We start from the raw sequence: 11012 nt of genomic DNA on the forward strand, positions 1-11012 counted from the left end.
CCGTAACCTTTAAAAATCAATCCGATAAAATATATTGGCACCGTTTTGGGTACCACTTTCTGTTTGTAATTCAATATGTTTACTGACCCGATAACGCAGTCGAGCAACTGTGCCGTTACCCATTACTGATTGTCCGACACTGAGATATAAATCCGGCGTCAGATAATGCCCCAAGGTGACCATGGCTCCGGATATACCCTCCTGACCATTGGAAGTGACTCCCACATCAATTCCTGAATGGCTAAGGCTGTTTCCAAAAAGTGCTGCGCGGCTAGCGGAAAAGAGAGTACCTGCTGCCGCAGAGAGTAATTCATCCTGATTACTCAAGCTGCTGGAAGGCGTACCGAGCACCAGATAAGACAAAATATCCGCTTGGGACATCGATGGGCTGGAATAGAGATTCACCTGCGGAGCTTGCAACGTGCCGGTAACCTGAACTCCAGCTTTTACAGGCGTATTATCGACCGCGAAACTATCTGAATTTTTGATGGTTCTGACTGCCAGGACATCCAGGTTGGCCTGACTTGCCTCGCCATGAAAATTAATGGAACCTCTCTCAAAATCCAGGCTATGTCCGTAAATATCATAATGTCCATCCACCATGCGCAAAATTCCTCGCACAGTAGGACTATTGCCATTATCCATGACCACATCCAAACTTCCGACAAGATTGGCGCGTAATCCACTGATCAACACTTTGGCATCATTTCCCAGGGTGATCTTCAAATTTACCCCCAGAGCGGGACCTGCAGAACTCTTTTTGATATTTTTTACAAAAACTACGTCACTGGAGGGTTTTGGTCCATTAAAATCGGTACCCAAAATACGTAACCGATTGGTATGAATAACTCCGCCAATATGTATTTTCTGTAATGTTCCGTTTATCTGTAAATCAGGGCTGACAGCCGCTTGTACCTGGGGAAGATTCAATGCAGTAAAGTCATGTCCATTCACTTGCAATGCAAAACGAGGTTCCGGTTGAAGATGAACAACGCCTTTCCCAGATATCTGACCGGTTCCAGAACTGGCATGAAGTGCATTGATCTGCATCTCCTGACCATTGGCGATAATGCTGGCACCCACATGCTGTAAATCAAGACCTGCTTGTGGCACGTATAAGCCCAGTCCATCTAACGCAGCAGTACCATGCCACTTGGGGTTCGCCCAAGTACCAGTGATATTTCCATCAATATTACCCTTACCCTGCGCCCGCATTTTCAGCGTGCCAAGGGGGAGGGCGGCAAAAAAGGGACCACCCAGTTCGGTTTTGAGTGTGGCATGAAGAGTGGCCTGGTTATCCCAGCGCCAAGGCAAGGCAAGGGTAACCGGGCTGAAAAGATGAAGCTGCGCTGATCCCCAGTTTGGGGGCAGCCTGAGATCAGCATTTACCGTCAGCTGCTGAGGGTCCCACTGTACGCGTCCGTTGAACTGCTGCACATTCACTGATTGATGAACGTCATTCGCGCGCCAATGTAATTGCGTCTTCGCAAAGTTCCAGTAACCATGGGCATGACAGACACCATGACATTGAGCCTTGACCTGCGCATTCACATAACCTTTCAGGGACATCTCATCGGTATGGTCATGAAAATCCAGTGGCAGCGCAAATAACTCCAGATTCAAATCTGCCAAATTGGCGGCAGGATTATATTGTCCCTGGGCACTGATTTTCGCACCATGGCTATCTTCAAAAAGCAGGGGACTGATTTCCATGGCGCCTGATTTCCAGGATAGCATGGCGGGATTGAGCTGATGCCAATCTCCCAGTTGGGGACTCTGCAAATGGGTTTCATCCAAGAGCAGATTCCATGTCTCTGAAGAGTGCTTCAGCAAGGCTTTCACAGCCAAATGATTTTCCTTGGATTGTGCCTGAACTTCCATATGTAGAGCGGTCAGGGGTCCTTGAGCCTGGGCTTCGAGATTGATCTGATGCTTTTTGTAGTTGGCGCCTTGTATATTCAGATTGGCTTGCACTTGCTTTCCTGCCTGCAACGTAGCCTGGGTTTTGAGTTTATCCACCGTGATCCCGGAATAGCTAAGGTCCAGTGCATGGGCTTGTATATGTCCCAACCAGGTCTGCTGATTCTGCGCAACCCAGCCCTCTAGACTGGATGAACCTCGGGCACCGGGTAATATGCCTTGCCAGCTGGTAACCTGGAAATTAAAAGATAAGCGATGCTGCAAGTTTCCAGAGGCCTTCAAGCGAATGCCCGATCCCTGAAAAACGGCGTCTCGTAAATCCCAGCGATTGCCAGAAAAACGCACATCGGCATTACCCTGCAGATTTTTTTTGTATATTTGACTGGGTAGCAGATCCAGTTGCAGCCCACCACTCATGATTTTTCCTGATTGTACGGCATTGACTGACAAATCGGCTGATAGATATCCTGGAATTTTTGGGGTAATATTCTTCATCGGTAAATCACGAAATCGTAATTTACCCTGAACTTTAATCTGTGGCTGCCAATCAATCAGAAATTGTGCAGGAAGCAGTTTTGCACCGAGAATTTTTCCATGATAATCATATATTAAGCCTCTTGAATTGCCGTTTATATTACCTTTAATATCACCAAATTTTGCGGCGCCTTGAACCGATAAAAAACCACGATAACGTTGTGAATTACCCTGCAAGTGCACAGCAAAAGAGAGCGCTCCGGCGGGCAAAGATGGCGGTAAATTTTTAAACAGTAAATGCTCTAGATTTCCCGCGATAGTAAAATTTCCGGACGTGCTTTCAGGAAGATCAATTTTCCAGTGTGCTTTTGCCACTCTCAGGAGTGACGGATTTTGAATGGTCATGGCATTAAAGGCAAGCTGATGGGCTTTGATCAGGGCTTGAAAGTTCAGCTTGGTCATCACATGGCCTTGATTCAGTGTCAGATGAACAGGCCCCCCTAAAGCATTTTTCCCTATACCATGCCAGAGAATATGCCAATCCAAATGCATCGGTGTGGCAGAATGCTGAATCCATTGCCCATCTGTTTCCACTGTCCGATTATCCAGGCCAATTTGAGCAGAAAGTGCAATATCTCCTGCAGAAATATTAGCTCTGAGCTGATGGACATGTAGAAGACCATATCGCCAGGAAAGGCTGTTGAGTTTGGCTTCTTTAATGATCAGGGATGATTTCCGGCCTTGCCAAACATGCAGGTGCGTTATCGCAACTGAAGAAAGGCGCAAGGAGCTGAATCTAGACCATAATGGCAATGCCGGCCATTGAAGGTTGATGCTGGATGGTTGTGAAGCAGGCTTTGGTAAATATAACTGACTATCGCTTATGATAAGGTGATCAATATCCAGATCACCCCATAATAAGTGGCTGGCGTGTAGTTTCCACTGCAAGTTCTTCGCATTAAAGCGGGTGTCAGTGCTGGCCCAGCGCAGTCCATGAATATTCAAACCTTGAGCAATAGTTCCTTGAACCTGCTGCACGCTTAAATGCGGAACCTGGGCCAGCAACCAACGTGCACCACTATTCGTATCCAGTAGCCAGATTAGTACAGCAAAGAAAATACCGACAACCAGAATAGATAGTAAAAACAAGGTATGACGTAGTTTTATCACAGACTGAACCCTACCGAAAAAGCAATGCGTACTGCTGGCGCTTGCGGATTTACCAGGGGGTGAGCCAGATCAAAACGAATAGGACCAACCGGAGAATACCAGCGAAACCCCAGGCCGACATCATCAAGTAATTTAAAATCGGAAAAACTGTTAAAGGCATTACCAGCATCATAAAAGGCTACTACCGCCCAGTTTTTACTCACAAAACGCTGGACATTTACGCCCGCAACAGCCAATAGTCGACCACCTTCCACGGCGCCTTCACTATCCACTGGACCTTGAGATTGAAAAGCATAACCAGGGAGGCTGTTTTGTCCACCAGCAAAAAAACGCAAATTAGGGGGTAACAGAGTAATGGGACCGTTAAGCCACATTGCCCCCAGTTTAGCCCGGGTCCCCAGCACCCACTGATTAGACAGGCGTACGCGCCAGGTAGCACGCGCACTAAAGCGCAAAAAATTGCTGCTGCTACCCCATATCTTACTGGCGCCTTCAACACGCGCAATCAGCGAATAACCGGATATAGGCCTTAATACATTGCGAAAATTTTGTGTCGTATATTGCAATGAAGGATAAATATAAAAACTGTTATTAACCTCGTCACCAACTGTATAATTCGCTTGCTCTACATTAAGTAGTGCTTCCAGCGTTCTGGTCTTGTTGCGACTATTATCATTGCGCAAAGTCCATTGCCGCCCAGCGCTGGCTAGGATCTCATTACTATCATATGCAGTCAGTGTTTGATTCTGATAGCTGGCTTGAGCAATATATTCAGAGCCAATATTTTTTCCTACCGGCCATTTATATAAAATACTGGCATTTTTATTTAATTGTGCAGCCAAAATGGAAACACGAACATGCTGAGCCTCATTAAAAGCATTGTAATTATCATAAATGAGTGCTGCATTGGGGCCAATGTCTGTGCTGTAACCGGCGCCCACCTTGATATGTTGTGCAGGCATGCTCTTCAGATCAATATTGACGGGGACTACGTTATTTTTTTCAGCACGGATATCTCCCTGCACAGAGATGTCTGAAAAACGATCTGCATTGCGAAGATTACTTTGCGTAACCGCCAATGCAGCTGGTGCATACCAGTCGCCGGGCTTAAATGACACATATCGTTTAATAAACCATTGTGGATAATGTTCGGCGCCATGTACTGTAATATTTCCAAAACGAAATCTAGGACCGGTATTTAACCATAGATAGATTTCAGACCATAATGCTTTTTTATCAATCAATATTTCATGACGAGTGTAATCAGCTTTGATATAGCCCTGCTTGTTTAGTATGGCTATTATTTTACCTTTCCATTCTTCGTAATTAATCTGATCTAATATAGAACCGTCTTTTAATGGAAAATTATTAAAAAGACCATTTATTACCGGAATATTGCTTCCGGCTCCAGTTTTCTGAAGATCTATTTTTCTGACCCGTACTGGTTGGCCTAATGTAATGGAAAATTGCAAAATATATTTTTTCTTGTCCGAAGTCTCCCGATGGACCTGCCATTTAGCATCGTAGTATCCGTATGCTTGCATTGCATCTCTAAGGCGCAGGCCAGCAGCCAACTCCGTTTCATCAAGGCGAGCCGCCTTATCGGCCACAGTGACAGTTGGAAAAGCCTTTTGTAATCTTTTCTGCAAAGACTGGGGAATACCCTGAAATACGTAATGAATTTCATCTGCGGAAGCTGACAAAGAATAACAGCTCATTAACAGTAAACAGCCATGCAAGAACCTGACTGACCGCCTTTTTGCAAGGTAACCATCTGTATTTGAATAGTTATTAACCAGAAGCCCTCCTGCAAACCGTGATCACTTGTCAATTTTCGACTTCTGACAAGATTCTAACACGATTTTTACAAAAAAAAGGTAGGAGGGTTACTGTATAGGGCTTTGCCTATAATTTAACGATCTCTATCACCAGGAGCTTGACTACGGTGGATTTCCCGATATTGGGTCACGATAAAGTCCTGGCTGCTGGAGGTCTTACGCATTTTACGTCTTTGCCACCAGAGAAAAAGCATACCGCTGGCACCCAGTATTGCCACAGCTATAAATGCAAAAACTGCAAAGAAGAATAACCCGACTAGCAAAACCATACCCACCATGATGGTTAACAAACGTACCCACCAGGGTGCTGAACGATTAGCGGTAAATGTGCTCCGTATCATTTTTCGCTCCCTCGTAAAAGTTGTATTGTTTTTTGGGACCACGGCAAGGACGGAAAGTTCATTTCATAATTTTACATAATAAACATTTGATAACATTGGTATTTTGGAAACTAGCAGCATGTGCTTGAATGTTCGGCACTATCAGTATTATGACTAAGAGTAGGGCAGCACTTTTGGGTAGTGTCCTTGCCAGGTGTGCCCAGATTTTTTGACCCTCTGGTCCCGCCTTCCTCATGTGCTTCTCGATGATGATCTCAGTTGGGTCTATCCCTGCCATTTTGGCTAGCTTTATATATGTCTCGTCAGACCCGTCGGTTTTTTCTTGTGCTAGGTTACTCAATGCTGCTGACGTAATCCCAAGTTCTTTAGCTACTTGGTTTTGTGACCATTCGTGCTTACTTTGCACCTTCTTGATTAACTCTTTCGCTTTCATTTGACCACCTCCTGCTTAGATACTAGTTGCTAACTTGTAGCTTGACAATGTTAGCAGATTGCGTTATCTACTAATCAGCAGTTAGTAGTTAGTGCCTAGTACCTCTTTGAAACGCTCCCCGGTAGCTCCGGGGTTTGGTATCCCCTCAAGGGGTACCCTTTTTACTGGAGACTATAAAATGATTATTAGATCAAGCGATAACAAATTTTCACCCGCTGATGATTACGCCGCTTTTTGGCGTGTCCCCGTTCCCCAGGTCAAATCCATTTGCATCTGTCGTGCTCTGCGCCTGCATCCATACCTTGAGAATCACGGCGATGCGTTCGCCAAACGCCAACGCCGCAACGCTGCTTTGTCCTTTTTCGCTCAGCGCCTCGTTGGCCTTGCATATGACCGCCGCTGGCAGGCTGCCACTGATGACTTTGATGCTTCCGTCAACGATTACTGGTTTCGTCAGCAATCTGAAGCTTTTGCCCTTGAATTGATGGAAGAGGGGGCCTAGTCATGGTTTATCTTTCTGATCCCTCTCAAGTTCATCTACTCATGTCCGTTTGCAGTGGTTTGATGGCTGCAGGTCTTACCGGGATCTTGTTCTACTCGGTCTTTATAGAAGACCTCAACAACAGGGGTGGCGATGATGATTAATCCCGCCCCTATCTCTTCTCTTTCTTTGGCTACCGCTCTGATGTGGGCGGTTTTTATCGGTTGCCTTGCCGCTCTGTTCACCTATGACACTATTGCCTGGGTATTTCGCTTTATTGCTGGCCTTTTAGACCGTAACAGTAGCGCCTCTGTCGGTGGTTCCAATGATTGACACCCTCCGCCTGACTATTCCTAGTGACTTTTTCCCCCCTGATGCCATCGGTTGGCTCATGGGCCTTCAACACAAGATCAGTAAAACCAACTTCACTGGTGATCTGGTGGATTGGTGCATTAGCTCAGGCGTGGAAATCCCGTCATGGTTTGACGGTTTTTCTTTGTCTATTGGTGGCCGCGTAACCCTCGAAGCTTCCCCCAAACTCTACCAGGGCCACAATGTCACGGGTTCTGATGATTTACTCTTTTCCGCTCGCCGCCTGGTAGATTATGTTTTCGGCACGATCTTTAATCTCACTACCTGGCCTGATGGCTCCCTTTGGTATGTCGCCCGCGTCGATGTGACCTATAACTATGATTTCCCCACGTTCCATGCTCTTGATGTTTGGTTAGATACCGTTTTAGGTGTTCAACGTGGTCAGCGTCGCGCTGGTGTTGAAGATCGAGCGGATGAAATCGAAAACCGTCCTTTGTCCTGTGATGCCATGCCTTCCGGTCGTACCGTCTACCTCGGTAAAGGTTCACGTTATCGCGTCGGAAAAATTTATTGCAAGGGCAGGGACCTAAAAGCACACCCCCCAAAGTGTCTGCAAGCCTTCCCAGAGATCATTCAAGAACTTTCGCAAGAATTCGCGTCTGTGGGCCGTTTTGAATTACAGATTCGCGCCCTGGCCATTTCCAGACACGCTGTAAAATATGGCCTTCTTCCTAAACACTTTGCCGATCTAGTGCCTGGTGTTTTTGCTGAAAACGCATCTAACTTTCTACGTGACATTGGCATTACGCCCCTGCATTCCAAAAACAAAAAGCAACCCATTATCTATTTCCCTGTTCATTACCTCGCTAAAAATCTACATCTGCCCGATCTATGGGATGCCGAATTCAGGCATTTATTTTCTACGGAGGCTGCGATGACTGACGATACTTTATTTTCTTCTTTGTTTTTACATGCTCCTACTCCTGCTCAAGCTCAACGTGTCTTTGATTTTTACCAACGTATCCGCGCGATTGGTTTTGTCCAGGCTCGCCGTTCTATTTCTCAGCCTACTTTTTCCAGGTATCGCCGCATCCTCAATTCTGCTGGTGTATCTGACGCTATGATGCAGGACGGTACGGCTCTAATTCGCGTCCCTGTTGATCCTGTGAAGGTTCGGCTATGGAACCCCAATTCTGACCGTTTGCGTCTCGTAGAGGCCACGCATGCCGCCTTGCAGGCTGGAAACATCGATCGTCTGCATGCGGAAGTTTTTAAGGCTGCCTGATTCATGCATAAGGGGAGCTACTAACAGCGCTCCCTTTATTCATGGGTGAATACTGTCCTTTTAATTGGTTGTTTTACTTGTGGAAATTTTAGGCTCGTTTTTCGTGCCAATGGGGAAGTCTTATTCTTTTTTTTACTCATTTTGGAGATTCTAATCATGCAACTTGATGCCTGTTACATTGCCTTTGACCCCGAACCTGTCAAAGAAGGTTCCAAAACCTTTAAGCAACGTGTATCTATTCGTTTTTTTGACCATCACACCTGTGATTTTGAGGTTGTCTCTTCTCGAAAAGATGATTTTTTTCAATCTACACGATCATTGCGTCGCATTCCTATGGATGTATCCGCCTTTGATCGTAAAATTTCTTTTCGTCCTGTTGGTAAAGCTTTTGATGCTGTTGATCCTCTTGAATTTACTTTACTTCAGGGTCAACCTATCCATGTTGTTTTGTCATGCGCTCCTATGGAAACTTACGTTCCTAAAGATAAATCAGAACCTACTCAGTACTATCATCCTTGCTCTGTTCTCGATCCCACTGATTTGAGTGACACTGGTATTACTGTTCGCTTTAATCTTGATAGTGATATTGTTGCTGTTGATCCTGGGCTGTACTTTGGTGTTATCAATTTTAAAACTAGCCACGATAAGAAATTTAATCAACCTATTCCCATTGCAGTATTATATAACAATGAGTTGGGTGATCTGATCTCTGATCCTAAACTCCTGATGTCTGCCTGATTCCATGCCTACCCCAACAGTCAACATCAGTCAGGTACTTGAATCCCAAGTATCCGGTATTGCCTCAAACTTTCTAAACGAAGGTCTCAAGGCTTTACCTGATATTGGTGTTGCACTGCTGTCTATCGCCGGGCTGTTCGTAGTCTCCTACTGGACCGCCCGCGCCTTTGGCTGGAAAGTCAAACTCCCCAAACGCCCCCCTTCTCAAGCTGGCATTTTTGGCAATCCCAAAAAAGTGCACCTTGAAAAGGACAGCGGAAACATCTGGACCTTTATTAGTCGTTTTGGACAGATCAAACCCTTCTCATTCGGTCGTAAGTCCCGATACATACCCGGTTCCGACACTGGCTTAGCCTCTGGCTTTGGTTCCACCTTCGACCTCGATGATGATCACGATATATTTACCTCGCATTTCGATGACGATTATTCCGACCTCGATGCTGAAGATGGACAAAACGGTTTCTATGCTGACCCCAGTTATAACGCTCCTTACACTTCTGACTCCGGACCCGACTCAAGACCGGGACTCCAGTCAGGCGCATTAGCTGGTGACCTCGAATTTTTCAACAAAGCATCAGATTTTTTCTATTACTACAGTCAAGACCTTGCTGATTCTTACAATTACGACGAGTTCAACGCCACGAAGGCGCGTGCACGCCTGTATGAGGATGAGCAAACTTATCACGATGCCTACGATAACCATGCTGCTACTACTGCTGCTAACTGGGCATATTTATTCCCCCATTTAGGCTCTATCGATGGCCTGGCCACTGCTCCTAATTTGTCTATGGCCGAATCCTCCGAATTACTTCGCCATGCCGCCCGTCTTAACTCACTCAAGCAGCAATCATTACCCGACCTACTGCCTGATATAACTTCCGACGATCTGGCCGACATGGACATTGACTATGACATGGGCGCTTATGACCACTAGCACCACTGGAACACCAGACGGTTCCCTAGTTCTGAACGTATGCACTGATGTTACTGCTACCACCGACTCCACTACTGGAAGCACAACCTATAGCTGTTCTTCCGCTGCATGGGTCCCGGTTTATGGCATCGGTGGCATAACGTCCAGTCAATTTGACATTGCAGCCCCTGCAATCATCACGGTTTTGATGCTCGCAGCCCTTTTTAGAATTGTGATCCGCTTCTTCTTGAATCGGTGACGATCTGGCCGGGCAGTTCCCCGGATAACCTTCCATCCAAGGAGAAACATCATGGAAGATCGTAATGCTGTAAAAACCGCGCGTAATCGCGCACTCGGGACCATCGCCCAGTTTGCAAGCCCCCGCCGCCTTGCGGTTGCTTCTGCTGTTGGTGGTCTGGTCATGGCTGGGACCGCTTTCGCGTCTGGTGGTGCGGGAACGGCTGCTACTACTGCTGCAGCCAGCTTCACAAGCAGTGGTGACACTGCGATTGGTGCCATTGGCGTGGCCTTAATCAGCCTGGCTGGTATCGCTGTTGTGTACAAGTGGGCCAAAGGTATGTTCTTCGGTTAAGCAGGAGAGGAGGGGGTGCGGGGGAAAGGACTTTAGTCCCCCCCCACCCCCGACTTTTTCTCCCTCTTCCTTTTTTTGGAGTTCTCAGGTGGATATATGGACTTTTTACCTTGTCACTTTACTTATCGCGCTCTGGTTGGTGCTTTCTGTTTAGTTTTTTCTTCCTTTTCTTTTTCTGCTGTTCTTGACGATCCTAATTATTCCTGGCGTCTTTCTTCTTCTGGTGATGTCTACCGGCTCTTCGTCAGATTGAGTGGGTAGGGGGTAGAATGCTGTGGAGCGGTCGTGCCCTGAATTGGAGTTAGCTGATGGTCCCTGAAGAGCTGTTTTCTCTCGCGTTAGGATTGGTTCCGCCGTGGTTGGTGGATCATGTGACTTTCACGGTGGAGGAGAAACGCCTGGATCTGCACATCAACTTTCCCAAGGGTAGTCGCTTTGCTTGCTCCGTCTGTGGTGAGGAGTGTCCGGTACATGATACCCGTGACCATACTTGGCGGCACATGGATTTCTTCCAG

10 protein-coding genes and 1 pseudogene are annotated in these 11012 nt (G+C 46.5%); 7 read left to right on the forward strand and 4 right to left on the reverse strand.

Annotation, left to right across the window (positions count from 1 at the left end; translation table 11 throughout):
• Window positions 1-9: 9 nt before the first annotated feature.
• The 4 genes from B1757_RS12420 to B1757_RS12435 form a co-directional block, all read right to left on the reverse strand.
• Entirely contained in the window at window positions 10-3564 is a 3555-nt protein-coding gene (locus tag B1757_RS12420) for a translocation/assembly module TamB domain-containing protein (RefSeq protein WP_101538596.1), read from the reverse strand.
• Window positions 3561-5267, reverse strand: a complete 1707-nt coding sequence (locus B1757_RS12425; protein WP_368233482.1) for an autotransporter assembly complex protein TamA — start codon at window positions 5265-5267, stop codon at window positions 3561-3563. Before B1757_RS12425 ends, B1757_RS12420 begins: the two co-directional genes overlap by 4 nt.
• Before the next feature lie 209 nt (window positions 5268-5476).
• Window positions 5477-5743 (reverse strand): hypothetical protein, encoded by a 267-nt coding sequence (locus tag B1757_RS12430; protein ID WP_101538597.1) that lies wholly within the window; start codon window positions 5741-5743, stop codon window positions 5477-5479.
• A gap of 58 nt (window positions 5744-5801) precedes the next feature.
• Window positions 5802-6176, reverse strand: coding sequence for a helix-turn-helix transcriptional regulator (locus B1757_RS12435; protein ID WP_101538598.1), 375 nt, complete (start codon window positions 6174-6176; stop codon window positions 5802-5804).
• A 178-nt stretch (window positions 6177-6354) separates the two neighbouring features.
• Here B1757_RS12435 and B1757_RS12440 point away from each other — a divergent pair, with 178 nt between their 5' ends.
• The 7 genes and pseudogenes from B1757_RS12440 to B1757_RS12465 form a co-directional block, all read left to right on the forward strand.
• Window positions 6355-6678: a hypothetical protein gene (locus B1757_RS12440; RefSeq protein ID WP_101538599.1), complete on the forward strand. Its 324-nt coding sequence runs from the start codon at window positions 6355-6357 to the stop codon at window positions 6676-6678.
• 132 nt (window positions 6679-6810) lie between these two features.
• Window positions 6811-6990, forward strand: coding sequence for a hypothetical protein (locus tag B1757_RS15210; protein WP_143484262.1), 180 nt, complete (start codon window positions 6811-6813; stop codon window positions 6988-6990).
• Window positions 6983-8254 (forward strand): phage/plasmid replication protein, II/X family, encoded by a 1272-nt coding sequence (locus B1757_RS12445; protein ID WP_101538600.1) that lies wholly within the window; start codon window positions 6983-6985, stop codon window positions 8252-8254. Before B1757_RS15210 ends, B1757_RS12445 begins: the two co-directional genes overlap by 8 nt.
• Before the next feature lie 156 nt (window positions 8255-8410).
• Window positions 8411-8992, forward strand: coding sequence for a hypothetical protein (locus B1757_RS12450; protein ID WP_101538601.1), 582 nt, complete (start codon window positions 8411-8413; stop codon window positions 8990-8992).
• 4 nt (window positions 8993-8996) lie between these two features.
• Window positions 8997-9926, forward strand: coding sequence for a hypothetical protein (locus B1757_RS12455; protein WP_101538602.1), 930 nt, complete (start codon window positions 8997-8999; stop codon window positions 9924-9926).
• Between the two features lie 289 nt (window positions 9927-10215).
• The gene (locus tag B1757_RS12460) at window positions 10216-10497 is read left to right on the forward strand and encodes a major capsid protein (RefSeq protein WP_101538603.1); all 282 of its coding nucleotides are present in this window, start codon (window positions 10216-10218) and stop codon (window positions 10495-10497) included.
• A gap of 308 nt (window positions 10498-10805) precedes the next feature.
• A pseudogene (locus tag B1757_RS12465) lies at window positions 10806-11012 on the forward strand (ISL3 family transposase); the annotation flags it as partial.

The sequence above is a fragment of the Acidithiobacillus marinus genome (assembly GCF_002847505.1).
Taxonomy (GTDB): Bacteria; Pseudomonadota; Gammaproteobacteria; order Acidithiobacillales; family Acidithiobacillaceae; genus Acidithiobacillus; species Acidithiobacillus marinus.

Coding starts and splice junctions, on each gene's coding strand:
- B1757_RS12435 (WP_101538598.1), bottom strand. CDS start 6,176: ATGAAAGCGAAAGAGTTAATCAAGAAGGTGCAAAGTAAGCACGAATGG.
- B1757_RS12445 (WP_101538600.1), top strand. CDS start 6,983: ATGATTGACACCCTCCGCCTGACTATTCCTAGTGACTTTTTCCCCCCT.
- B1757_RS12430 (WP_101538597.1), bottom strand. CDS start 5,743: ATGATACGGAGCACATTTACCGCTAATCGTTCAGCACCCTGGTGGGTA.
- B1757_RS12455 (WP_101538602.1), top strand. CDS start 8,997: ATGCCTACCCCAACAGTCAACATCAGTCAGGTACTTGAATCCCAAGTA.
- B1757_RS12450 (WP_101538601.1), top strand. CDS start 8,411: ATGCAACTTGATGCCTGTTACATTGCCTTTGACCCCGAACCTGTCAAA.
- B1757_RS15210 (WP_143484262.1), top strand. CDS start 6,811: ATGATGATTAATCCCGCCCCTATCTCTTCTCTTTCTTTGGCTACCGCT.
- B1757_RS12460 (WP_101538603.1), top strand. CDS start 10,216: ATGGAAGATCGTAATGCTGTAAAAACCGCGCGTAATCGCGCACTCGGG.
- B1757_RS12440 (WP_101538599.1), top strand. CDS start 6,355: ATGATTATTAGATCAAGCGATAACAAATTTTCACCCGCTGATGATTAC.